Genomic DNA, 25110 nt, shown 5'->3' with positions numbered 1-25110 from the left:
CCTATGCGGCCAGCAGAGCGAAGGCATCGCCTTCCGCAGACCGGCCCATCACATGATGTTGGTGCCAAAGCGCGTAGAACAAGATCGACCAGGCAGCAGCGGCGTGTTTTTCCGCCCCGGAGGCAAACAACGCCTGCACCGCCTCGGGCCGGAAGCATTCCACCACGCCGGGCTGGGCCGCCACCAGCGGTGCCAGCTTGCCACCGCGATGGGCCATCCACCGGCCCACCGGCACGGTGAAGCCGCGTTTGCGCGAAAACGGTTCGGCCTCGGGCAAATGCTGGGCCAGCCATTGCCGCAGCAGATATTTGCCTTGGCCATGGCGCAGCTTCAGCTTGTCGGCCAGGCCGAAGCCAAAAGCCGAAAGCCCGGCGCGGCTGGCCTCGCCGCAATCCAGAAACGGCGTGCGGCCTTCCAGGGCATGGCGCATCAGGCAGCGATCGGCCTTGAGCAGCAGATCGTTGGGCAGCCAATCGGCCATATCCAGGCGCTGTGCGGTTTGCAGTCGATCTTCGCCCGGCTCTGCCGCCATGGCTTCGGCCTGGGCGAAACCGGCGCGCCATTCGGCCGGATCCTGCCGATACAGGCCCTGGCCGATCAGCGTGCCCTTGGCCCGCATCGGCTTGCGCCAGAAAAATCGCGTGGCCGACCGATAGCGGCCATAGCCGGCGAAGATTTCGTCGCCGCCCTCGCCCGACAGCACCACCTTCACTTCACTGGCCGCAAGCTGCGCCAGCTTGAGCGTGGGCAGGCAGGCATAATCGGCGGCCGGATCGTCCATCGCCTGTGCCATGACCGGCAGCAGCGACCAGAAATCCGCCTCCACGAAATCCACGCTGCGATGCTGCGCGCCAACTTGCCGGGCCAGTTTTTCCGCCAGGCCGCGTTCGTCATGCAGGCCGCTATCGGGAAAGCCCAGCGAATAGCTGAGCACCGGACGATCATTCAGCCGCGCCATCATGGCCAGCAGGATGCTGGAATCGATGCCGCCCGACAGAAACAATCCATACGGCACATCGGAGCGCTGATGCAAATCCACCGCCTCGGCCAGTTCGGCATTCAGGCGCAGCAGCGCGGCCTGTTCATCCATCGCATCGGGCACAGCGGGCGCCAGCGCGGCGCGGCGGTGATGGCCGATGATCTCGCCCTTGGCACAGACCAGCAATTCGCCCGGCAGCAGACGGTAGACGCCCTTGAAGATGGTTTCGGCGCCGGTGGTGAATTGCAGGTTGAGCAATTCGTCGCGCGCCTCGGGTCGCAATTGCTTTTGCAGCAGGCCGGTGGCGAATAACGCGCCGATTTCGGATGCGAAAATCAAATGGCCGGCGGCCTGCGCGTAATAGAGTGGTTTGATGCCGAAAGGATCTCGGGTCAGCAGCAGTTGCCGGCTGGCCGGATCGTAAATCGCCAGCGCATACATGCCGCGCAGATGCTCGGTAAAGCCCAGGCCTTCCTTGCGATAGAGATGCAGCGGCGGCTCGCAATCGGATTTGGTGGCAAAGGCCTGATCCGGCAGACGGGCGTATAATTCGCGGTAATTGTAAATCTCGCCATTGGCCACCAAAGCCGTGCCGTCAGGCGCAACGATAGGCTGATCGCCGGTTTGCAGATCGATGATGGCAAGCCGGCGCTGGCCCAGAGCCACGCCATCGGCAGCATAGATGCCTTCGCCATCGGGGCCGCGATGGGCGATGGCATCCAGCATGGCGCGCAGCAGCGCCGGATCCGGCGCTGCGCCATCGGCACGCATCAGGCCGGCTATGCCGCACATGCTGCCCGCACCTCGATAAACAAATCCTGCCATTGCGCCACGATGGCGGCTTCGTCATGCGCGGCCTTGAAGCGCGCCTTGCCGGCAGCGCCCAGGCGGGCCGCCAGCGCTTCGTCATGCAGCACGGCATGGATGGCGGCAGCCAGCGCATTCTCGTCATCCACCGGCACCATCAGGCCGGTGATATCGGCCTGCACGAAATCGCGCGGCCCCTGGCTGGCGGTGCAGACCAGTGGTTTACCGGCGCCCCAGGCATCCAGGATCACATTGCCGAACGGTTCATGCCGCGACGGCACAACATACACATCGCAGGCCGCCGCCAGTGCTTCGCGGTCGTTGCGCCAACCGAGAAAACGCACGCGGTGCGCCACGCCGAGATCCTGCGCCAGTTGCTGCAAGGCCGCCCGTTCCGGCCCCTCGCCGGCCAGCCAGAGATAGGCGCCGGGCAGCAGCACCAGAGCGCGCAACAGCACATCGAACGCCTTGTTGACATGCAGCCGGCCCATGGCCAGCAACAGCGGCGCGGTTTCCGGCGTATCCAGGCTGGCGCGCGGCACTTTGGGCGCAACCTCGAAGCGGCCGTAATTGGCGATCATGCGCACACGATCGGCGCGGAAGCCGGCCGTGATGCAATGGCGCGCGATATCGGGCGTGTTGGCCACCAGCCAATCGGCCTTGGCGTAATTCTTCAGATCGTAATAACCGCCGAGGCGGGCCACGATGGGATATGGCCCGCGCGGCATCATCGTGCTGGCGCGGTTCATCCAGGTAAGCACGATATCGGGTTTGTAATCGCGCGCCAGCAGACGCAGGCGCAGAGGCGTAAGGATATCCAGCCGGCCGCCAAAGCCGAACTGATCCACCTGCACGCCGCCGGCCTGCAACTGGCCGGCGCGTTCATAATGGCGGCGGATCACCGCGCGCTGTTCTATCCCGGCGGCCTGAAAGGCCAGCGCCAGATTGACGAAATAGGTTTCCGCGCCGCCCTGGCGGGCACCGGCCATCACCTGCAATAAGCGCATGGGCAGGGGGCGCATGGCGTCAGGGCTCTCGTTCCAGATTGGCCTTGAGGTAGCTCAAGATCGGATACAGCCCGGCCATCAGGGCGATCAGGAAGCCGTATTGCCCTTCGCGGTATCCTTTGCGGGCGACATAGCATTTCCAGAATCGGCTGAAGATGCGGCGCAGATTGGGCCAGAAGGCGCCGATATCGCCCTTCTCGCGCAGATCGGCGGCGCGCGCCGTGGTGTAGCGATCCAGCCGGCGCAGCATGTCGGAGATATTGGTATCGACAAAATGCGCCATCGGATTGCGCAGGCTGCGTTTCTCGCCTTGCAGTTTGAGCGCCGGATGGATGCGCTGGTCGCCCCATATCTTGGCCCCGCGCGAGAACAAGCGCGGCGCGGCGGATACGCCCCAGGCCGCACCCCAGCCATAACGCACCAGCCGCGTGCCGATGTAATTGTCGAACGGGATCAGGAAATAGCCCGGCGTGGCAGAGGCAATCGTTTCGCGTATTTCGGCGGCGAGTTCCGGCGAGACGCGCTCATCGGCATCCACTTCCACGATCCAATCGCCGCTGCAAATCGCGATGCCGGCATTGCGGCGCGGACCTTCCAGCGGCCAGCCGCCTTCCAGGATGCGCGCACCGGCCGCCAGGGCGATCTGCTTGGATGCATCGGTGCAACGATCCAGCACCACCACGATTTCATCGGCAAAGCCCAGCCGCCCCAGGCATTCGCCAAGCTGGGCTTCTTCGTTATGGGCAACCACCAGGGCGGAGAGTTTCACTGGTCATCATCCTGAATATAGCGCCAGAGCCGTTCAACGCCGCGCTGGGCCTTGTCCACGCTCAAGCTGAGCATATGGCTATCCTGCTTGCGGTGATCATAGCCCGGTTGGGCGAGAATTTCATGATAGCTGAGATCGGTGCGGATGGCTGCCGTGCGCTGGCCCCACGGGCCGTAATTCAACTCGCGGCTGGGGCCGAACAGGCCCACCGTGGGCACCCCGCTGGCCGCCGCCAGATGCATCAGCCCGCTATCGTTGCCGATATAGAGCACGCAGCGCTGCAGGCTGGCCGCGATATCCAGCAGGCCCAGCTTGCCGATGAAATTCAGCGTGCGATCCGCCGGCAAAGCCGCCAAGGCCGGGGCAGCCAAAGCTTCCTCGCCCGGGCCGCCGAACACCGCAATGCGGGCATTGGGCAGAATGCCGTCTGCGGCAGTGAGCCGTAGCGCCAATTCAGCGAACCGCTCGCCCGGCCACATCTTGCCACCCCAATTGGCGGTGGGGCCCAGGGCAAGCACGGGCCCTTCATTCTGAGGCCACAGCGTGGCGGCCTTGGCATGGTGCTTTTCGCCGATCCACAATTTCGGGGCCGGCACATCCGGCACCCGCAACACGCGCGCCAGATCGATCACCCGGTGCTGCATGTTGGCGGAACCACGGAATACCCGGCGGCGGCGCGCCAGCAGCAGTTGCGAAATCCCCGAGCCGCGCAAATCGATGATCATGCCCCAGCGGGTGGCCGCCACCTGTTTCCACAGCTCCCACCAATGCCTGGCCCAGGGCAACTTGCGCATCACGATCAGGCGTTCGAGCTGTGGGAAGGCCTCGGCATCGAACAGCCCGGCCGCGGCAGGGCCGCACACGATGGTGAAGCGCACCGAGGGAATCAATTCGGTGAGCGCGCGCAACAGGCCGGTGGACAACACCGCGTCGCCCAGCCGGTTGGCCGTGATGAACAATATCCGCATGGCGCAAGGGTTATAAAAGGCAGGGGCGGGCTTGCCAAGGCAGCCGGGTGGCCATAAGTGTTCGCCATGGCCGATACACAGCACATCATTGCACTGCCGGGGCGCGCCCTGCTGCGCCTGGAGGGCCCCGAGGCCAAGGGCTTCCTGAATGGTCTGGTTTCCAACAACGTGACCAAGGCGGCGCCCGACCATGCGCTTTATGCCGCCCTGCTGACCCCCCAGGGCAAGTTCCTGGCCGATATGTTCATCCAGGAGCATGCCGGCATGCTGTGGCTGGATGTGGCGGAAAATCGCCTGGAAGACCTGGCCAAAAGACTGAAGCTCTATCGCCTGCGGGCAAAAGTGGAGATCGCGGCCCAGCCCGGCTGGCGGGCCTATGCCCTGATCGGGCCGGGCGCTGCCCAGAGCCTGGATCTGCCCGAGCAGGCCGGCGCGGCCGGCGCCTTAAACGGCGGCTTTGCCTGCATCGATCCCCGCCTGGCCGCCCTGGGGGCACGGCTCTGGCTGCCGGAAAGCGAAAGCCCGAACCTGGGCATTCCTGCGGATTTTGCCGCCTATGAGGCGCTGCGCCTGCGCCTGGGCGTACCCGATGGCAGCCGGGATATCGAGATCGACAAGGGATTGCTGCTGGAAAACCATTTCGAGGCCCTGCAGGGCGTGGATTTCGCCAAGGGCTGCTATGTCGGCCAGGAAGTGACCGCGCGCACCAAGTATCGCGGCCTGGTGAAAAAGCAGCTTTACCATGTGCAGGCCACAGCCGACCTGCCGCCCACCGGCAGCAGCATCAGCCAGGATGGCAGCGATGCCGGCATCCTGCTGAGCCATGACGGCCGCCAGGGCCTGGCCCTGCTGCGCAACGAATTGGTGGCCAAAGCCAATGCAGGCGGCGCGCCGTTACTGGCGGAAGGCATTGCCCTGCAAGCCACGCTGCCGGATTATGCCGTCTAGAAACTGAGGAGGATGGCATGCCGGTGGGGCCAGAGGATGATCGCCGCGACCTGATCGGCGCGGATGGCAAATGCCGCTGCGGCTGGTGCGGCACCGATCCGCTTTACATGGCCTATCACGATACCGAATGGGGCGTGCCGGAATGGGATGACCGCGCGCTGTTCGAAAAGCTGATACTGGATGGTTTCCAGGCCGGCCTGTCGTGGATCACCATCCTGCGCAAGCGCGATAATTTCCGTGCTGCTTTCGACGGCTTCGATCCGCACAAGATCGCGCGCTATGATCGCCGCAAGCTGGACAGGTTGATGCAGGATGCCGGCATCGTGCGCAACCGCGCCAAGATCGAGGGCAGCGTGCTGAATGCGCGCGGCTGGCTGGAGATTCAGGAGCAGGAAGGCAGCTTCTCGGATTTCCTGTGGGATTTCGTCGGCGGCAAGCCCAAACGCAACAGCTGGACCGCCTTGCACCAGGTGCCGGTGGAAAGCCCGGAAAGCCAGGCGATGTCGAAGGCGCTGAAAAAGCGTGGCTTCACCTTCGTGGGCCCCACCATCGTTTATGCCTTCATGCAGGCGGTGGGCATGGTGAACGACCACACACTGGGCTGCCATCGCCACGCCCAGGTGAACAAGCTGAAGCGCCGGCCTTAAACGCGGTTATCCAGGCTCTTGCCGGTTTCGACATGGCGCATCTGCGGCACCATGCGCGCCATGGCAGCCACCAGATCGGCTTTCGACGGCGCTTCCGCCGCCTGCATGGCGGCCTCGATTTCAGCGATGAAGGCATCCAGCGCGCCCTCGGCCGCCGGCAGATACGGCACGCCGCGCAGGGCGGACAGATTGCCAAGATCGACCAGGCTTTCGCCGGCGCCGACGAATTCCTCATACGGCTTTTCGCCGCTGGTATCGAGCGGCGTGAGCAGCAGCGGATAGCGCCCACGCGCCAATTCGGCCTGCACATTGGCCACGGCAGCCGCCTCGTCGTCGTAATGCACCGGCTGCAATCCGCGCCGCAGCAGCAGGCGTTCGGCCACGCCGGACAGTTCGATCAGATCCTTTTCCGGATCCAGTGCCGGCACGGCAATGGTGGCCGATGGAATCGCCAAGGCCGCCAGCAGGCAGATTTCGCCGCTTTCGCGCGGCGAGACGAAATAGCGTTTGGTATCGCGCGGCGCCGCCAGGGGCTGCTGGCGTTCCAGCCGCACCAGAAAAGCCTGCAACAGACTGCCATTGGAAAACGCCACATTGGCAAAGCGCGCCGAGCGTACCGCACGGGCATTGCCGATATGGGAAAACATCGCATGCTCCATGATGCGCTTGCTGGCCCCCATCAGCGACGTGGGATTGGCCGCCTTGTCGGTGGAGACCGAAAAGAAAGCGCGATCATGGCCGTATTCACGCAGCCAGCTCAGGAAACGCGCCAGCTTGATCACGTTGGTTTCAAGGATGCGCAGCAGCGAATAGGCATCCTTTTCGGAGCGCACATGCTTCATGGCGGAAAAATTCAATACGCCATCGTAAGCCGGTTGCGACGCCAGCCATTGGCGCATGATCGACCCGCCGTAATCCAGCGGCAGCGCGCGGAAATCGGGTACGCTCAAACGCTGGGGCCGGCTGCGCAGGTGGCGCACCAGTTCGGCCAGGGCATTTTCATCCTGATCCACGGCATGCAGGCTGGCCGGGCCGTAATCGGCCAGGCGCGCCAGGGTGGACGAGCCGATGCTGCCGGCGGCACCGATCACCAGGAAGCGCCGACCGGCGACGGCATCGCGCAACACGGCATCATTGCGGGCCAGATCGGCAGCGAAATAGGATTCGCGCCGATTGGTGGCCAGATCCGCCCATGTATCGCCGTCGAACATGCCGCTCCCTGTGGCGCAATCTCGAATGCGGCGTTTTAGCCGTTTCGGACAAACTATTCCAGGGCGTCATGGCGATGTTGTATGCGTATGTAATATGCGGGGCATGCTTGACCCGGCATCGGCAGAGACTATTCTCTGCCGGGTTCCCATTCCCCGCTTTCCCGTTCGAGACAATGGTATTCCCATACAAACCCGCCTCAGGGCGGCTTTTTCTGTTGCTTCTCATTGTCGCCACGGCGATGGGGCCGATGGCACTGAACATCTTCCTGCCCTCGATGCCCGGCATCCAGGCGGTGTTCTCAGCCGATTACGGCACCGTACAGCTCACCCTTACCCTCTATCTGCTGGCGCTGGGCATGGCGCAGATCGCCTATGGCCCGATCTCAGACCGCATCGGCCGCCGCCCTGCCCTGCTATCCGGCATGGGCCTGTATGTGCTGGGCGGCCTGCTCTGCGCAGCCGCCTGGACCATCGAAGTGCTGATACTGGGCCGCATGCTGCAAGCGATCGGCGGCTGTGCCGGCCTGGTGATTCCGCGCGCCGTGGTGCGCGACCGCTACGACCGCGAAGACGCCGCCATGATGATCGGCCGCATCAGCATGGTGATGTCTCTGGTGCCGATGATCTCGCCGGCCATGGGCGGCCTGTTCGACCAACTGGCTGGCTGGCGCACCAGCTTTGTGGTCTGCACGCTGTTCGGCCTGGCCGCCTTCGGCTTGATCCTGCTGTATCTGCCGGAAACCTTGCAGCGCGAACCCGGCACTGCGGAGGGCGGCCCACCAGCGCGCTGGACCCCTGGCAGTTTCATATCAGACCATTGGAGCCTGCTGCGCAATCCGGCCTTTCTGGGCTACACAATGCAAACCGCCTGTTCATCGGCGATTTTCTTTTCCTTCCTGTCTGGCGCCGCCTTCGTGGTGGTGACGGTGATGGGCTATCCGCCGGTGGTGTATGGCGTGTGCTTCATGCTGGTTTCCATCGGCTTCATGAGCGGCAATTTCACCACATCGCGCATGGCGCGGCGGGTCGGCAATGATCGCATGATGGCCTTTGCCGCGCTGCTGGCCCTGCTGGGCTCGTGCCTGGTGGGCCTGGGCGCCTGGATCAGCGCCACCAATCCGGTGCTGCTGTTTCTGCCCATGATGATGGTGGCTTTCAGCAACGGCATCGCGATGCCCAATGGCATGGCCGGCGCGGTTTCGGTGAATCCGCGCCTGGCCGGCACCGGCTCGGGCATTGTCGGCTGCATCACCATGGTGGTTGGCGCGATTGCCAGCCAGATTGTCGGCCATTGGCAGGATATGCATCCCAGTGCCTGGCCCATGGTGGCCACCATGATTCTGTTCGGATTGGGCGCCGCTATCGCCTGCTGGCTCAGCGCTTCGGCGCGCGCCTCGATGAAAGGTTGAACCGATGACCACCACCAGCGCAAACCCCGAAACCGATGCCATGCTGCAAGCCCGCTACGGCGATGCCAAGGCGCTGCTGAACGGCCCGCATAGCGCGGTGATCGATGCATTGCTGAGCCATCGTTCGGTGCGCGCCTATGCCGATACGCCGCTGCCGGAGGGCTTGCTGGATACGCTGATGGCGGCCGCGCAATCCGCTTCCACCTCCAGCAACATGCAGGTATGGAGCGCGGTGGCGGTGCAGGATGCCGGGCGCAAGGCACGGCTGGCGGCCCTGGCCGGCGATCAGGCCCATGTGGCCAAGGCGCCGCTGCTGCTGCTGTTCCTGGCCGATCTTTCGCGCCTGCGCCGCATCGGCGACGCACAACAGGCAGCAACTCCGGGCCTGGATTATCTGGAAAGCTTCGTGCTGGGCATCGTGGATGCCGCGCTGGCGGCGCAGAATACCGTGGTGGCATTGGAATCGCTGGGGCTGGGCTGCTGCTTCATCGGCGCCATGCGCAACAAGCCGGCTGAAGTGGCCGCCGAGCTGGGCCTGCCGCCGGAAGCCTTCGTGGTATTCGGCCTCACCGTGGGCTATCCCGATCCGCAGCGCGAGGCCGCGATCCGCCCGCGCCTGAAGCCGCAAGCCATCCTGCACCGCGAACGCTATGAAATTCCGGCCGAGACCGAGCAGCAGCTGGTGGCCGAATATGATGGCGCCATGCATCGCTTCCAGGACAGCCAGGGCATGCCGTCCATCGACTGGAGCCGGCAGATGATGCGCCGCGTGGGCAGCCCGGAAGCCCTGATGGGGCGCCATTGCCTGCGCGACGTGCTGAACAAGCTGGGCTTCAAGCTCACCTGAGCGATCGGCCGCTGACAGGCCCCTCCCACTGACCGGTATTAGCGGGTCGCTGCCATAGCGACGCGAAAAATTCTGCTTGACCAAAGGGCGGATTCTCTGTGAGTATATTAATACAAGACAACGTATTTTAATAGAATACATGAACAGCCCCAATTCCTCCGAGCCCGCCAAGGGCGTAAGGCCCCTGAGCAGCGTGCTGAAGACGCTGGCAGTGCTGGATGCCATGGCCGAGATGCGTAAGAGCCTGCGCCTGGTCGAACTGGCCCGCATGCTGGGGGCAGAACGCGCCACGGTGTATCAGCGCCTGGTCACCCTGATCGAAGCTGGATGGGTGGAGCAGCTGGAAGACGGCAGCTTCCGCCTCACCATGCATGCCGCCCGCCTGACCAATGCCGCCCTGGAACAGGCCAATCTGGGTGTGCGGATTGTGCCGCTGATGCAGCAACTGGTGGATGCCACATCCGAAACCGCCTCGCTGGCGGTGCTGGATGGCCCAGGCGCCCGCATCGTGCAGCGCGTGGAATCGGAAGGCATTCTGCGCGCCGAGCTGAAAGTGGGCGCCATGCTGAGCTTCGACAATTCGGCATCCGGCCAGATCTTGGCCGCCTATCTGCCGCCCGACCGCCTGCAACGGATGATCGATAGCGGCATTGCCGCGCCGGCGCCCGAATTGCTGGAGCGCGTGCGCCGCGATGGCTATGCGGTTTCGGGTCCGCGCCTGGAAGGCATCCTGGCCAGTGCCGCGCCGGTTTTCGAAGCCAGCGGCCGCTGCATCGCGGCGCTGTCGCTGGTCGGCCCGAAGCCGCGCTTCGATGCCGAAAAAACCCGTCCCGCGCTTTGCGAGACTGCCGCCAAGATCACCCAAATGCTGCGAGGGCAAAGCTGATGAGCGCCGCCGAGAAAGCTCTACCGAAACAGCCGCTGGTACCGCTGCGCGATCCGCAAAAGCTGATGAAACCCGAAACCCTGGCCGCCTTGCAGCCCAGCCGGGTAAGCGTTTCGCGCGCCTTCATCGCCGAGGCCAGCCGCGAACGCTGGTCGGTGCGCAAGCTGCAATTCGATATCGACGAGCGCGCCAAGGGCCGTGCGCTATATCGCATCGAAACCCCAAAGGGGGTGTTCGATTTCCCGGTCTTTTCCTTCGAATACAATCCGCGCGGCCGCACCGGCCGCATCATCGGCCGTTCGTGGGACATGATGGGCGCTCTGGTGGAAGGCCCGATGAGCGCCGCCGATATCGAGCAGACGCAGACCGAACTGCCCAAGCTGTATGCCGGGCGCGCCACCGAACGCAGCCTGGTCTGGGCGCGCTCCAACCGCTCGTCGCGCGCCTTCGATCACACCGTCGAAAGCCTGGCACAGGGCCGCCAGCCCGATAGCGCCACCATCGCCCAGGTCTGCTACCTGATGCGCAATACCGGCCTGGATGGCAACGGCACCTTCGGCACCCGCTCGTTCCTCACGCTGGAAAACGATCATGCCCTGCGCAAGCCGCTGGCAGCGCAGATGCTGAGCGCTTATCTGATGCGCGAATTCGCCACCGACCTGGTGAATTGCCTGGCCCGCCATCGCTCGGCCGGCTCGGCCGAACTGGCGCCGGAATACCGCCGCTTCCTCGGTGTGGGCAATGGTTCGGCGCTGGGCCTGATCCTGTTCGCCAACAACCACCCCAAGCTGATCGACCGCTTCATCACCGCGCGCGAAACCGCGCTGGCGCACGGCAAGTCGCTGTCGGCCCGGCCCGACAGCGCCGAAGTGAAGCGCCTGCTGGTATTGCTGGAGCGTGCCATCCGCTTCCGCCAGGAAGACCGCATGGTCTACGACGCACTGGTGCCATCCACCCGCGTGGCGGAAGAACTGGCCGCCCTGCGCAAGCTGGTGGCCGATTACGCCGCGAGCGGGCAATTGCTGGGCAGCAAACCGGAATTGCCGTTCGTGGCGCTTTGCGCCCATGCCGAAGCCGGCATGTTGCCGGAAACCCTGGAAACCCTGCATTCCATGCTGATCGACCTGGTGCCGGAGATCGCCGACGGTTTGGCGGAAAGCCTGATCGTGAGCGAGGAAACCGCCACCCAGCCGCAGATGAAGGCCGGGCTGCTGCGGCAGATTCTGCGCGATGAATATGCCTGGTGCTTCAAGATGGATCTGAGCACCGAAGCCTCGCGCCGCTATGTCTGGTACAAATCGGCCACGGCCGAGGAACCGCGCCGCGGTCCGCGCGAGGAAGTGGAATGGGCTTTCAATCTGGGCCTTGATCTGCCGCGCCTGATCCAGGAACTGGATGCCGCACTGGCACAGCAGCCGGCCGACCGCATGCTGGCCTATTTCCTGCTCGAACAGCCGCAATTCCGCAGCATCGTCGCGCGTGTGCAAACCCTGCATGGCCTGCGCTACCACTCGCCGCACATGAACATCATGGGCGAGGAATTCCTGCCCATCCAGATGGTGCGGATGCTCAATATCGGCCTGCACGGCATCGACAAGACCCGCGACTTCCTCAACCGCAACCTGCGCGGCGTGATCTATCACGGCGCGCCGTTGCCGGAGGATTTGCGCGCCGGCACCCATGACGACTGGTTCTATCCTGCGGAGCCCACACGATGAGCGCTGAATCCCTGCTGAAAGACGGCCCCGATGTACTGCTGTCGGTGCGCGAAACGCGCCTGATGGTGGAGCGCATCATGCTGCTGACCGGCCTGCCGCCGGGTGCGGTTTCAGCGGCGCGCGAAATGGTGATCGCCGCCGAGGGCCTGGGCCTGAACGGCCTGGCCCATCTGCGCGACAATTTCGACAGCCTGCGCGGCATGCAGCCCACCAGGCTGAAGCTGCTGAGCGTTGACGCGCCAGATGCGCAGCTTGATGCCCAGCTTGATGCCCAGCTTGATGCCCTGGGCGAACATGCTTGGTCGGTAGGCCCGGCCGTGCTGGATATCGCCGTGGCGCAAGCCTTCGAGACCGGCAAGTCGGCAAGCCTGCTGCTGCGCAACGTGCGGCATGGCGAATTCCTGGCCGCCCTTGTGCCGCTGGCCCTGCGCCAGCAGGCAGATGTGACGGTGACGGCCGAAGGCAATGCCTATCGCATCACCGCTGCCGACAAGCGTGGCCAGATCGCGGCAGCCGACAGCGTGGGCACCGATGCCTTCCTGGCCGGCATGCTGAAACGCGGTTTCCCAACCGAGCGCGCGCTCTGGGCCGATATCTACGAATTGTCCAACCGTTCGCTGACGCCGGATTCAGTGGTGTCGCGCCGCCATGCCGGCCCGATCATCCTGGATGATCAAGGTCGCATCATCGGGCGCACCGACGACGACGAAACCGATTTTTCGCTGCTGACCGGCGCCGCCGATTCCACAGCCGCCGCATAAGGAACACCTGGGATGTCTGCTGCCAAACCACTCATCTATGATGGCCTGCAATGCGGGCATTTCGACCGCGCGGTGTTTGAATCGCTGCTCAAGGGCGGCGTGCGCTGCGTCACCGTTACGCTCGGCTTCTGGGAGAATGCCATCGAATCGATGGAATCGATCACCCGCTGGCGGGCCCTGGCGCGCGCCAACAGCGATATCGTTTCGATCGCGCTGACCAGCGGCGATATCGACCGCGCGGTGAGCGAGGGCAAGCTGGCCCTGCTGCTGGGCTTCCAGAATGCCGTGCTGTTCGAAAGCCGCATCGCCTTCGTGGAATTGTTCGCCGATATGGGCGTGCGCGTGGTGCAGCTCACCTACAACAATCAGAACGACCTGGGCGGCAGCTGCTACGAAGAGCATGATTCCGGCCTGGCGCGCTATGGCAAGGAAGTAATCCGCGAGATGAATGCCTGCGGCATGCTGGTGGATCTTTCCCATGTGGGCAATCGCACCACGCTGGATGCCGTGAAGCATTCGCAGAAACCGGTGGCGATCAGCCACGCCAATGCCGACAGCCTGTTTCCGCATAAGCGCAACAAGACCGACGACGTGCTGCATGCCCTGCGCGACAATGGCGGCGTGATCGGCTGCGCCACCTACCGCAACATCACCGGCAACCATTACTGCGCCTCGGTGGACAATTGGTGCGAGATGGTGGCGCGCACGGTGGATATCGCCGGCATCGACCATGTGGGCATCGGCACCGACCGCAGCCACAACACCACGGTGAAGGATCTGGACTGGATGCGCACCGGGCGCTGGACCCGCGGCCCGGATTACGGCGCCGGCTCGGCCACCAATACCGGCAAGGCGCCGCCGGCCGATTGGTTCAAGGAGCCGGAAAATCTCGGCCTGGTATCGGATGGCCTGGCGCGCCGCGGATTCAATGCCGCCGAAGTGGCCAAGCTGACCCATGGCAATTGGCATCGCGTTTACAAGGCCGTGTTCGGCTGAGGATTTCGAGTAGGAACCGCTTTTATTTTTACGCAGGGAAAACACAAAGAGGGTGAGACAATGACTGACGAAAAAACCAACATGGGCAGCAAGCTGGTGGTGAACCGCCGCAAGGCCCTTACTCTGGCCGGCGCCACTGCCGCGCTGAGCTTTCCGGGCCCGTTCATCAGCCGCGCCCATGCGCGCGACGTGCTGTATGTGAATACCTGGGGCGGCCCCTGGGAAGAATCCGCCAAGGTGAACCTGTTCGAGCCGTTCATGCGCGAGAACAACGTGGAGATCAAGACCGTCTCCCCGGTGTCTTTCGCCAAACTGGCCGCCCAGGTGAAAACCGGCGTGTACGAGTTCGACGTGACCACGCTTGGCGATGCCGATATCGTGCGCGCCAACGAGGCCGGACTGCTGGAAGACGTGAGCAAGGCGCCGCTGGACAAGTCTGCCCTGTGGGATGGCGCGATCTTCCAGAACGGCGTGGCCTCGCACGCCTTCGCCACGCTGATTTCGTATCGCAAGGACAAGTTCCCCAATGGCGGCCCGAAGACCTGGGCCGACTTCTTCGATCCGATCAAATTCCCCGGCTCGCGCTGCCTGCAGCGCCATGCCGGCCGCGTGCTGGCAATTGCCTTGCTGGCCGATGGCGTGGATCCCGACAAGCTGTTTCCGCTGGATCTGGATCGCGCATTCGCCAAGCTGGACAAGATCAAGCCGCATATCCGCGTGTGGTGGACCCAGGGCCCGCAATCCGGCCAGCTGCTGCGCGATGGCGAAGTGGACATGATCGGCATCTGGCAGACCTATCCGGTGCGCCTGATCCGCGAAGGCCAGCCGATCGAGATGATCTGGGACAAGGCCCTGCTCGACCGCGCCTATTGGGTGGTTGCCAAGGGTTCGCCGCGCGCCGCGCTGGCCTGGAAATTCGTGCAGACCGCCGTGCGCGGCGACAATGTATCGAAATTCAGCCTGGCCAATGTTTATGGTCCGCTCAATCCCAAGGCGTTCGATTTCGTTCCGGCCGAGGATGCCAAGCTGATGCCTACCTCGCCGGAAAACATCAAGAAGGTGGTGTTGCAGGATACCACCAAGGCGAGCGATCAACTGGCGGAAGCCAGCAAGCAGTTCGATCGCTGGATCGCACGCTGATAGATTAACCTGCCTGGGTGGAGGCGAGGATGACCACACTTCGTAATGAGAGGGCGCTGCTCTGGCTGCTGTTGCTGCCGGTGGTGGGCTTCCTCGCCGTATTCTTCCTCGTCCCACTCAGCCAGGTGCTGTATTTCAGCGTGATGGATCCGGGCTTCACCCTGAAGCATTACACCGCGTTCATCACCGACGGCTTCTACTGGAAGGTGCTGTTCGGCACCTTCCAGACCGCCGCTTTCGTTACCGTGCTGGCGCTGCTGATGGCCTATCCGCTGGCCTATATGGTGGTGCGGCTGGGCGGCGCCTTCGCCACCACGATTCTATTGATCGTGACCATGAGTTTCTGGACCAGCTTCCTGGTCCGCACCTTTGCCTGGATGGTGATCCTGGGCAATAACGGCCCGTTGCGCGCCGCCATGGAGATGCTGGGCATCGTGCCTGCGCCGCAATTGCTGTTCACGCGCTTCTCGTCCACGCTGGCCATGGTGCATCTGCTGATCCCGTTCATGGTGCTGGCGCTGTATTCGGTGATGAAGAAGATCGACCCCAACCTGACGCGCGCCGCGCGCAGCCTGGGTGCCTCGCCTTTCGATGCCTTCCGCCGCATCTTCCTGCCGCTCAGCGCGCCCGGGATCGTGAATGGCTGCACGCTGGTTTTCATCATGTGCCTGGGCTTTTACGTAACGCCGGTGCTGCTGGGCAGCCCGCGCGAGCAGATGATCGCCGGCCTGATCGGCCAGCAGATCGAGGAATTCCTCGAATTCGGCGAGGCCTCCGCCACTTCGGTGATCCTGCTGGCGGTCACGCTCACGGTGTTTGCGCTGTATAACCGCTTTGTCGGTCTCGACAAGTTGTGGGGCTGAGCCGATGCGCATCACCCTCGCCCTCGCTCTGCTCGTCGCGCTCTTCGTGCTCGGCCCGTTGCTGGTCGTGGTGCCGATGTCGTTCAGCACCGCGAATTCCTTTGAATTTCCGCCGCCGGGCTATTGGCTGGGCTATTACCGTTCGTTCTTCGGCGACGAACGCTGGCTTACCCCGGTTTTCAACAGCATCGGCATCGGCCTGGCCACCATGCTGCTGACCATGCTGCTGGTGATCCCGGCCAGCTTTGCCATGGTGCGCCAGCGCTTCATGGGCCGCAGCGCGATCAATCTGCTGCTGATGATGCCGATGATCGTGCCCAATATCGTGATGGCGCTGGGTTATTACACCTATTTCAGCCAGTTGAAGATCATCCATTCGCCGCTGGGCGTGGTGCTGGCGCATACCTGCCTTTCGGTGCCGGTCTGTTATCTGATCATCGCCGCATCGCTGAAGGGCTTCGACCGCAACCTGGAACGCGCGGCGATGAATCTCGGCGCCAGCCCGCTGCGCACCTTCTGGGAAGTTACGTTCCCGGTGCTGCGGCCCGGCTTCTTGGTGGGCGGCCTGTTCGCCTTCATCCATTCCTTCGACGAAGCGGTGGTGGCGATCTTCATTTCCGGCCAGGCGGCTTCCACGCTGCCGCGCAAGATGTTCGACAGTATCCGTATCGAGGCGGACCCGATCATATCGGTGGTATCCACCTTGCTGTTCGCCGTGGTGCTGCTGGCGGTGCTGAGCCCGCTGGCCTGGCGTGCCATCGTGAAGGCCCGCAGCCAATTCCGCGCGGCATGACGGTTTTCGATAGACATATGAATGCACTGTCTCAAACGCATTCCCAGGGGGTGGTGATGACGCAGGCCTATCTCGAAATCCGGGATCTGGTGAAATCCTACGATGGCAAACAGCAGGCGGTGCGCGGCATTTCGCTGGATATACGCAAGGGCGAGTTCGTGTCCTTCCTGGGGCCCAGCGGCTCGGGCAAGACCACCACGCTGATGATGGTGGCCGGGTTCGAGATGCCCACCTCCGGCAGCATTCTGCTGGGCGGCCGCGAGATCGCCCCGGTGCCGGCGCATAAGCGCAATATCGGCATGGTGTTTCAGAATTACGCGCTGTTTCCGCACATGACCGCGCTGGAGAATGTGGGCTTTCCGCTGCGCATGCGCAAAACCCCGGCCGCCGAAATCGCCAGGCGCGCCGCAGAAGCACTGGACATGGTGGGCCTGGCCGCATTCGGCGGGCGGCATCCGCGCGAAATGTCTGGCGGCCAGCAACAGCGCGTGGCTTTGGCGCGCGCCCTGGTTTTCGGCCCCGATGTGCTGCTGCTGGACGAACCGCTGGGCGCGCTGGACAAAAATCTGCGCGAGCAGATGCAGGTGGAGATCAAGCGTATCCACCGCGAACTGGGCATCACCACGATCTACGTGACCCATGACCAGAGCGAAGCGATGACCATGTCTGACCGCATCGCGGTGTTCAGCCAGGGCGTGGTGGAGCAATTTGCGCCGCCGCTGGATATCTACCAGCGGCCGACCACACGTTTTGTCGGCAGCTTTATCGGCGACAGCAATTTCCTGGACGTTACCCGCCAGAATGACGGCCTGGTTGCCCAGGGGATAGGCGCACTGAACATCGCCGCGCCGTCGCAGGCCGGCAAGTTTCACGGCCTGGTGCGGCCTGAAGCCATCGGCCTGTGGACGGGCGGCGACGAACAGGGCCATTGCGTGCTATCCTTCCTGATCGAAGGTCTGGTCCATTATGGCGATTCCGTGCTATTGATCGGCAGCGCCGCGGGTCTGAACCTCCGCGCACGGCTTCCTTCCGTGCAGGCTTCGCATCTGCATGAGGGCGATACCATTCGTATCGCCTGGCGCGAAAACGACATGCATCTGATCCCAGTCCAGTGATCTCAGTCCAGTGATCCCAGCCTAGTGATCGCCCTGCGGCACCAATCAGGAACCAAAGCGCCATGCAGCCAATGAAAACGAAGCCGTCCCATCTCACACTTGCCAAGCCTTCGGATGCCGCCTGGCAGACGCGCGTGGATCTGGCTGCCTGCTATCGCCTGATTCATCGCCTGGGTATGGACGACAGTATCTTCACCCATATCTCGGCGCGCCTGCCCAGCGATGACAGCGGGCGCGAATGCTTTCTGATCAATCCGTTCGGCATGCGCTTCGAGGAGGTGACCGCTTCCAATCTGGTGGCGGTGGATATCGACGGCAATGTGATCGAAGATAAACTGGGCCTGGGCATCAACCCAGCCGGCTTCACCATCCACAGCGCCATCCATGCCGCGCGGCATGATGTGGCTTGCGTGCTGCATACCCATACCGTGGCCGGCGTGGCCGTATCGTGTCAGCAGGATGGCCTGCTGCCGCTGAATCAGTGGGCCATGCAGTTCCATGGCAAAATCGCCTATCACACCTATGAAGGCCTCGCCCTGGATCTGGATGAGCGTCAGCGCCTGGTAGCCGATCTGGGCGAAAAACCAGTGATGATCCTGCGCCATCACGGCCTGCTCACCTGCGGCCGTTCCGTAGCGGAAGCCTTCAAGCTGATGCATAACCTGCAGCGGTCCTGCCAGGCGCAGCTCGCTTTCCAGGCAGCCGGTCAGCCCGCCGCGCCGGTGCCGCCGGGCATACCCGAAAAGGTGGCCAGGCAATATTCCAACACATATGACAGAATGGCGGCAGGCACGCTTGCCGATACCGAATGGGCGGCCTTTCTGCGCCGGGTATCCGCCTCGGATCCAGGCTTCGATAGCTGATTTTCGGGATTTTCTGGCATTGACAGAAGTCAATGCCAGCCCTGGCAATACGGTGCATACTGCTTGCAACCTCCCAAAAGCAAGCGGATCCATCTTATGGCCACGCGTAAAGCCAAAACCAATCTTCCCGTATCGGCCAGCCAGCCGGGAACCGGCCCCGTCGGCAAGCCGGCTCCCGCTGTGCAGGCAGCACAGCCCGTGGCCATTCCCGCTGTGCAGGCAGCACAGCCCGTGGCCATCGGCGAACCCGATCACAGCGATTTTCTGGCCGACCGTTTTGCCAACGCCTTTCTGGCCCGGCTCACCGCCGGCCTGTCGCCCGCCTCGCTTACCCTGGCCTATACCGATTGGGCCGCGCATCTGCTGAGCGCGCCCGGCAAGCGCACCGATCTGCTGCGCAAGGCCGGCCGCAAGGTGTTGCGCATGGCCACCCATGCCGCCCATTGCGCCACCCGCAATGACAGCCCCGAGCCCTGCATCCAGCCGCTGGCGCAAGACCGCCGCTTCAGCGATCCGGCCTGGCAGCAACCGCCCTATAACATGATCTACCAGTCTTTCCTGCTCACCCAGCAATGGTGGTACAACGCCACCACCGGCGTGCCCGGTGTTTCGCGCCATCATGAGCAGGTGATGGAATTCACCGCGCGGCAATTGCTCGACATTTTTTCGCCCAGCAACTTCCTGCTCACCAATCCGGTGCTGCAACAGAAAACCCTCGAAACCGGCGGCCAGAATCTGCTGCATGGCTGGCAGAATTTGATGGAAGACAGCCAGCGCAATCTGCTGGGCCTGCCGCCGGTGGGCGCCGAGGCCTTCCAGGTCGGCCGCGATGTGGGCGTTACGCCGGGCAAGGTGGTATATCGCAATCGCCTGATCGAACTGATCCAGTATGCACCCACCACCAAGACCGTGCATGCCGAGCCGGTTCTGATCATGCCGGCCTGGATCATGAAATATTATATCCTCGATCTTTCGCCGCAGAATTCGCTGGTGCGTTACCTGGTGAGCAAGGGCCACACCGTCTTCATGGTGTCGTGGAAGAATCCGGAATACGACGACCGCGATCTCGGCATGGAAGAGTATCTGCGGCTGGGCGCACTGGCCGCCATCGATGCGGTTTCCGCCATCCAGCCGGGCCAGCGCCTGCATGCCGCCGGCTATTGCCTGGGCGGCACATTGCTATCGATTGCCGCCTCCGCCCTTGCCGGGCGCGGCGACGAACGCCTGGCCAGCCTCACCCTGCTGGCGGCCCAGGTGGATTTCAAGGAAGCCGGCGAATTGACATTGTTCATCGACGAAAGCCAGGTGCGCTTCCTGGAAGACATGATGTGGGAACAGGGCTTTCTCGATACCAAGCAGATGGCCGGTGCGTTTCAATTGCTGCGTTCCAACGATCTGATCTGGTCGCGCATGCTGAATGAATACATGATGGGCGAACGCGGCCAGTTGAACGATCTGATGGCCTGGAATGCCGACCAGACCCGCATGCCCTATCGCATGCACAGCGAATATCTGCGCCAGCTTTTCCTGAACAACGACCTGGCCGAGGGCCGTTATCGGCTGGATGGCGAACTGGTGTCGTTGGGCAATATCCGCGCGCCGGTTTTCGCCATCGGCACCGAGCAGGACCATGTGGCGCCGTGGCGTTCGGTGTTCAAGATCGACCGCCTCACCCATACCGATATCACCCTGCTGCTGACCAGCGGCGGCCATAATGCCGGCATCGTGAGCGAACCCGGCCGGCGCAACCGGCGCTTTCGCCTCGAACATCGCAGCCGCCATGATGGCGAGATCGACATCGCCTCCTGGATGGAACGGCAGGATGTGCATGAAGGCTCGTGGTGGCCGGCCTGGCAGGCCTGGCTGGCGGCCAAATCCGGCAAGCAGGTGGCGGCACCGAAAGAGATGGGCAATGCCGCCGCCGGCTATAAGCCGCTTGGCGACGCGCCCGGCAGTTATGTGATGGGGCGCTAGCCCGGATGTGGATTTGAGCCCAGCTCTTCGACCCAGTTCTTCGACCCAGCTCTTCGACCCAGTTCTTCGACAAGGAGACGGATCATGGCAACCGCACCCACTACCCGCCCGGCAGCTTCCGCAGCGCCGGCCAAACCGAAGCCCGCAGCCGCGCCGGCGGAAGCCGAAGATCGGCACGAACCCAATCAGCCCAGCGATCTCGATGATCTCAGCCATGCCGAATTCCGCATGCTGTTCGAGGAAAGCGGTCAGAACATCCTGTTCGCAAAACGCCAGCAATGGCGTGTGCTGGAATATTTCACCCTGCTCAGCCTGGGCATCGTGGCGCTCTGCGCGCTGGCCCCGGTGGCCGCTGGCATCGCGCATTTCGTGGCGTATTTCCTGCTTTTTGCCGGCGCGGCGATGATACTCACCCTGGGCATGCTGCAGGTCTGGCAATTCGGCGAAGCCCGTAAACGCGAGGAATTGATGCAGGGCTTTTCCAGCCATCTGCGCAGCATTCTGGGCCATCGCGGCAGCCTGTCGCGCGACATCCATCGCTTCACCATCCTGCTGATCCTGCTGTTGCTGGTGGTGGTTACCGATCTGGTGGCCTTCCGCATCCTGCTCGATCTCGGAAAATGAAAAAACATCGCCTCCCCTTGTCATACATCTGGAGTACCGCCTTGCTGCGCCATAGCCTGATCCTGTTCTGCGCCCTGCTGATGCTCGGCAGCGCCCCACCCGCTCTGGCCCAAAGCGAAGGCGCGCGCCTGAGCGAACGCCTGAGCAGCCTATGGAGCAAACTGAGCGGCAGAAAACTGCCCGCCCACGTGGCTCTGGCCAATGGCCGCATCGAAGCCGAGCAAGTGCTGGTGGCGGCTAAATACGGCGGCCGCATCGCCCAGATGCTGGTACAGGAAGGCCAGACCGTGGAAGCCGGCGCCATCGTGGCGCGCATGGATACCGCCGAGTTGGAGGCCCAACGCAGCGGCGCCGAGGCACAGATCCGGCGCGCCGAGAATGCCGGCATTGCCGCCCAGGCCGCCATCGCCCAGCGCAAGAGCGAATTGCTGCTGGCTCAGCAAGAGCATCAACGCGCTGCCGAGCTGAATGCCAAGGGCTATGGCACCAATCAGCAGTTGGACCTGCGCCGCAGCCAATTGCATGCCGCCGAAGCAGCCCTGCGCGCGGCCAATGCCAGCCTGGACGAGAGCCGCGCCAGCACCGATGCGGCCCGCGCCGATCTGGCGCGCATTCAAGCGCAACTGGCCGATGCCGAATTGAAAGCACCGCGACGCGGCCGGGTGGAATACAAGCTGGTGCAGGGCGGCGAAGTGGTGGCTGCCGGCGCGCCGGTGGCAACCTTGCTCGATTTGTCGGATGTGTACATGACCGTATTCCTGCCGGCCCGCGTGGCGGGGCGGTTGGGCATCGGCGATGAAGCGCGGCTGCAACTCGATCCGGCCCCTGAATACATGTTGCCGGCCAGCGTTTCTTTCGTGGCCGCCGAAGCGCAATTCACGCCCAAGGCAGTGGAAACCAGCGATGAACGCGAGAAGCTGATGTTCCGCGTGAAACTGCGCATCTCGCCGCAAATCCTGAAGCAATACGAATCCCAGGTGAAGGTGGGCATACGCGGCGTGGGATACGTGCGCAGCGACGGCAATGCCGCCTGGCCCGCCGAACTAGCGGTGAAACTGCCGCAATGAGCGAGGCCGCACTGCGTTTCGATGGCGTCTCGCATCGCTATGGCAAGACGCTGGCGCTGGATGATGTAAGCCTGATCGTACCGGCGGGCTGCATGGCCGGCCTGATCGGCCCGGAAGGCGTGGGCAAATCCACCCTGCTGGGCCTGGGCGCCGGCATCACGCGGATTCAACAGGGCAGCATCCAGGCCTTGAGCGAGGATATCGGCCAGCCTGCTGCGCGGCACGCCATCTGCGCCCGCATCGCCTATATGCCGCAGGGCCTGGGTCGCAATCTGTATCCCACCCTGAGCGTGGCGGAGAATCTACATTTCTTCGGCCGGCTGTTCGGCCAGGGCGGAGCGGAACGCGATGCGCGCATCGCGGAATTGCTGGAAGCCACGGGGCTTTCCGCTTTTCATGACCGGCCGGCCGGCAAGCTTTCCGGCGGTATGAAACAGAAGCTGGGCATCTGCGCGGCGCTGATCCACGATCCCGACCTGCTGATCCTGGACGAACCCACCACCGGCATCGACCCGCTGTCGCGCCGGCAATTCTGGGCGCTGATCGAGCGCATGCGGGCGCGACGGCCAGGCATGAGCGTGGTGGTTGCCACCGCCTATATGGAAGAAGCCGAGCGTTTCGACTGGCTGGCCGCCCTGCATGGCGGCAAGGTGATCGCCACCGGCAATCCAGCCGAGATCAAGCAGCAGGCCGCAGCATCCAGCCTGGAGCGCGCCTTCATTGCGCTGATGCCCGGCCGCGCCGGCAAGGATGCCAGCCCGCCGGAAATACCGCCCCGTGCCGAAACCGACGGCCCGCCCGCCATCGAAGCGGAAGGCCTGACCCGACGTTTCAACGGCTTCACGGCAGTGGACACTGTAAGCTTCCGCATCGGCAAAGGCGAAATCTTCGGCTTTCTCGGTTCCAATGGCTGCGGCAAAAGCACAACGATGAAGATGCTGACCGGCCTGCTGCCGGCCAGCGAGGGCAGCGCATTGTTGTTTGGCCAGCCATTGCATGCAGGCGACATGGAAACCCGCCGCAGGGTTGGCTACATGTCGCAATCCTTCTCGCTCTATGGCGAACTGACTTTGCGGCAGAACCTGTTGCTACATGCGCAATTATTCGGCCTGCCCGCCGACAGCATAGATGCCCGGGTGAACGAGATGCTGACGCGGTTCGATCTGGCGGCGATGGCCGATAGCCGGCCGGAAGACCTGCCGCTGGGTATACGCCAGCGCCTGCAACTGGCCGTGGCGATCATCCATCGCCCGGAAATCCTGATCCTGGACGAACCCACCTCGGGCGTGGATCCGGTGGCCCGCGACGATTTCTGGCGTGAACTGATCGCGCTGTCGCGCCGCGATGGAGTGACGATCTTCCTGTCCACCCATTTCATGAACGAGGCCGAGCGCTGCGACCGCATTTCGCTGATGCATGCCGGCCGCGTGCTGGCAGTGGGCAAACCCGCCGATCTGGCCGCCGCGCGCGGCAAAGCCGATCTGGAAGATGCCTTCATCGAAATCCTGCAGGAAGCCGGCATGGGCAACGCCGAACAGGATGCCGCGCCACGGGCCGCGATAGCAGTCGCGCCTCCGGCAAAACCGCGAAGGGTGGATCTGCGCCGGCTTTGGGCCTATGCCCTGCGCGAGAGTTTGGAAATCCTGCGCGACCCGCTGCGGCTGGCCTTTGCATTGCTGGGGCCGGCGCTGCTGCTGCTCACTTTCGGCTATGGCATTTCCTTCGATGTGGAGAAACTGCCCTTTGCCGCCTACGACCAGGATCAATCGGCGCAAAGTCGGCAATTGCTGGAAAGCTTTCAGGGCTCGCGCTATTTCATCGAGAAGCCACCAATTGCTTCGGCGCACGAACTGGATCACCGCCTGCAGAATGGCGAGCTTACACTGGCCATCGAAATTCCGCCGGATTTCGGCAAACAGCTGATGCGCGGCGAAACCCCGGCCATTGCCATCTGGCTGGATGGCGCCATGCCCTTCCGCGCCGAAACCACACGTGGCTATGTCAGCGGCCTGGCCGCCAGCTATCTGGCCGATCAGACCCGGCGCCATAAAGGCGAGGCACAGCCGCTTTATCCCATCGGCATCGAAACCCGCTTTCGCTACAACCAATCCTTCAAAAGCGCCAATGCCATCGTACCCAGCGTGATCGTGCTGCTGCTGGTGCTGATCCCCGCGATCATGACCGCGCTGGGCATCGTGAAGGAAAAGGAAACCGGCTCGATTGCCAATTTCCAATCCACACCGGTGAGCAAACTGGAATTCCTGCTCGGCAAGCAACTGCCCTATGTGGTGATCGGTTTCCTGAGTTTCTTCTGCTTGATCATACTGGCGCGCATAATCTTCGCGGTGCCGCTTACCGGCTCTTTCCTGGCACTGGCGCTGGGGTCGCTGGCCTATGTGCTATCCACCACGGCTTTCGGTCTGTTCGTTTCCAGTTTCGTGCGCAGCCAGGTGGCGGCAATCTTCGCCACCGCCATCCTCGCTATCATTCCGGCGGTGAATTTCTCAGGCCTGCTGGTGCCGGTGGCATCATTGTCGGGGACCGGGCAGTTGATCGGCTTGGGGTTTCCCGCCGCCTGGTATCAACCGGTCAGCCTGGGCGTGTTCGCCAAAGGGCTGGGCCTGGCCGATGTGTGGCGCAACATCATCATTCTGGCGCTGTTCGGCATCGGTTTCATCCTGGCCTCGGTGGCCGCCTTGCGCAAACAGGGAGCCTAGG

At 63.4% G+C, this 25110-nt stretch carries 22 protein-coding genes; 17 read left to right on the top strand and 5 right to left on the bottom strand.

Going from position 1 to position 25110, the window contains the following annotated elements; all coding sequences use genetic code 11:
• Position 1: 1 nt before the first annotated feature.
• From asnB to KF827_RS04380, 4 genes are read right to left on the bottom strand one after another with little or no spacing between them, the layout of a single operon-like run.
• Complete coding sequence (gene asnB, locus KF827_RS04395; RefSeq protein WP_291000761.1) at positions 2–1771, bottom strand: asparagine synthase (glutamine-hydrolyzing); 1770 nt, start codon at positions 1769–1771, stop codon at positions 2–4.
• Positions 1759–2808, bottom strand: coding sequence for a glycosyltransferase (locus tag KF827_RS04390; protein WP_291000758.1), 1050 nt, complete (start codon positions 2806–2808; stop codon positions 1759–1761). Before KF827_RS04390 ends, asnB begins: the two co-directional genes overlap by 13 nt.
• Positions 2809–2812: 4 nt before the next feature.
• Positions 2813–3562, bottom strand: a complete 750-nt coding sequence (locus KF827_RS04385; protein ID WP_291000755.1) for a glycosyltransferase family 2 protein — start codon at positions 3560–3562, stop codon at positions 2813–2815.
• Entirely contained in the window at positions 3559–4530 is a 972-nt protein-coding gene (locus tag KF827_RS04380; protein WP_291000752.1) for a glycosyltransferase family 9 protein, read from the bottom strand. Before KF827_RS04380 ends, KF827_RS04385 begins: the two co-directional genes overlap by 4 nt.
• A gap of 66 nt (positions 4531–4596) precedes the next feature.
• On the opposite strand from KF827_RS04380, the gene KF827_RS04375 reads away from it, so the two are divergent.
• Both KF827_RS04375 and KF827_RS04370 read left to right on the top strand, forming a co-directional pair.
• Positions 4597–5478: a folate-binding protein gene (locus KF827_RS04375; protein ID WP_291000749.1), complete on the top strand. Its 882-nt coding sequence runs from the start codon at positions 4597–4599 to the stop codon at positions 5476–5478.
• A gap of 17 nt (positions 5479–5495) precedes the next feature.
• Positions 5496–6125 (top strand): DNA-3-methyladenine glycosylase I, encoded by a 630-nt coding sequence (locus tag KF827_RS04370; RefSeq protein WP_291000745.1) that lies wholly within the window; start codon positions 5496–5498, stop codon positions 6123–6125.
• On the opposite strand, the gene KF827_RS04365 is transcribed toward KF827_RS04370, so the two are convergent.
• A complete protein-coding gene (locus KF827_RS04365) occupies positions 6122–7336 on the bottom strand; it encodes a polysaccharide biosynthesis protein (RefSeq protein ID WP_291000743.1) in 1215 nt (404 codons plus the stop codon). The genes KF827_RS04370 and KF827_RS04365 overlap by 4 nt on opposite strands.
• A gap of 215 nt (positions 7337–7551) precedes the next feature.
• Between KF827_RS04365 and KF827_RS04360 the strand changes: the two genes are divergently transcribed.
• The 15 genes from KF827_RS04360 (at position 7552) to rbbA (ending at position 25109) form a co-directional block, all read left to right on the top strand.
• The gene (locus KF827_RS04360) at positions 7552–8745 is read left to right on the top strand and encodes a multidrug effflux MFS transporter (protein ID WP_291000740.1); all 1194 of its coding nucleotides are present in this window, start codon (positions 7552–7554) and stop codon (positions 8743–8745) included.
• A gap of 4 nt (positions 8746–8749) precedes the next feature.
• Positions 8750–9592 (top strand): nitroreductase family protein, encoded by an 843-nt coding sequence (locus KF827_RS04355; protein ID WP_291000737.1) that lies wholly within the window; start codon positions 8750–8752, stop codon positions 9590–9592.
• A 139-nt stretch (positions 9593–9731) separates the two neighbouring features.
• Entirely contained in the window at positions 9732–10478 is a 747-nt protein-coding gene (locus KF827_RS04350) for an IclR family transcriptional regulator (RefSeq protein ID WP_291000734.1), read from the top strand.
• The gene (locus KF827_RS04345) at positions 10478–12196 is read left to right on the top strand and encodes a hypothetical protein (protein WP_291000731.1); all 1719 of its coding nucleotides are present in this window, start codon (positions 10478–10480) and stop codon (positions 12194–12196) included. The genes KF827_RS04350 and KF827_RS04345 overlap by 1 nt, the downstream gene beginning before the upstream one ends.
• Positions 12193–12957 carry a hypothetical protein gene (locus tag KF827_RS04340; RefSeq protein WP_291000723.1) on the top strand — a complete coding sequence of 255 codons (765 nt, stop codon included), beginning with the start codon at positions 12193–12195 and terminating at the stop codon, positions 12955–12957. The genes KF827_RS04345 and KF827_RS04340 overlap by 4 nt, the downstream gene beginning before the upstream one ends.
• Before the next feature lie 12 nt (positions 12958–12969).
• Positions 12970–13953, top strand: coding sequence for a membrane dipeptidase (locus KF827_RS04335; protein WP_291000720.1), 984 nt, complete (start codon positions 12970–12972; stop codon positions 13951–13953).
• Between the two features lie 60 nt (positions 13954–14013).
• Positions 14014–15093, top strand: a complete 1080-nt coding sequence (locus KF827_RS04330; RefSeq protein WP_291000716.1) for an ABC transporter substrate-binding protein — start codon at positions 14014–14016, stop codon at positions 15091–15093.
• A 29-nt stretch (positions 15094–15122) separates the two neighbouring features.
• Positions 15123–15956 (top strand): ABC transporter permease, encoded by an 834-nt coding sequence (locus KF827_RS04325; RefSeq protein ID WP_291000713.1) that lies wholly within the window; start codon positions 15123–15125, stop codon positions 15954–15956.
• Between the two features lie 4 nt (positions 15957–15960).
• Positions 15961–16749: an ABC transporter permease gene (locus tag KF827_RS04320; protein ID WP_291000710.1), complete on the top strand. Its 789-nt coding sequence runs from the start codon at positions 15961–15963 to the stop codon at positions 16747–16749.
• Positions 16750–16766: 17 nt separating this feature from the next.
• Complete coding sequence (locus KF827_RS04315) at positions 16767–17864, top strand: ABC transporter ATP-binding protein (RefSeq protein ID WP_291000707.1); 1098 nt, start codon at positions 16767–16769, stop codon at positions 17862–17864.
• 71 nt (positions 17865–17935) lie between these two features.
• Positions 17936–18727: a class II aldolase/adducin family protein gene (locus tag KF827_RS04310; RefSeq protein ID WP_291000704.1), complete on the top strand. Its 792-nt coding sequence runs from the start codon at positions 17936–17938 to the stop codon at positions 18725–18727.
• A 96-nt stretch (positions 18728–18823) separates the two neighbouring features.
• The gene (locus tag KF827_RS04305; protein WP_291000701.1) at positions 18824–20701 is read left to right on the top strand and encodes an alpha/beta fold hydrolase; all 1878 of its coding nucleotides are present in this window, start codon (positions 18824–18826) and stop codon (positions 20699–20701) included.
• 84 nt (positions 20702–20785) lie between these two features.
• A complete protein-coding gene (locus KF827_RS04300) occupies positions 20786–21325 on the top strand; it encodes a hypothetical protein (RefSeq protein ID WP_291000698.1) in 540 nt (179 codons plus the stop codon).
• 41 nt (positions 21326–21366) lie between these two features.
• Complete coding sequence (locus KF827_RS04295; protein ID WP_291000695.1) at positions 21367–22392, top strand: HlyD family efflux transporter periplasmic adaptor subunit; 1026 nt, start codon at positions 21367–21369, stop codon at positions 22390–22392.
• A complete protein-coding gene (gene rbbA / locus KF827_RS04290) occupies positions 22389–25109 on the top strand; it encodes a ribosome-associated ATPase/putative transporter RbbA (protein ID WP_291000692.1) in 2721 nt (906 codons plus the stop codon). The genes KF827_RS04295 and rbbA overlap by 4 nt, the downstream gene beginning before the upstream one ends.
• The last annotated feature ends 1 nt before the right edge of the window (position 25110 follow it).

It is taken from the genome of Ferrovibrio sp. (assembly GCF_019636075.1).
GTDB lineage: Bacteria > Pseudomonadota > Alphaproteobacteria > Ferrovibrionales > Ferrovibrionaceae > Ferrovibrio.
This window is presented reverse-complemented; position numbering and strand designations above follow the sequence as displayed.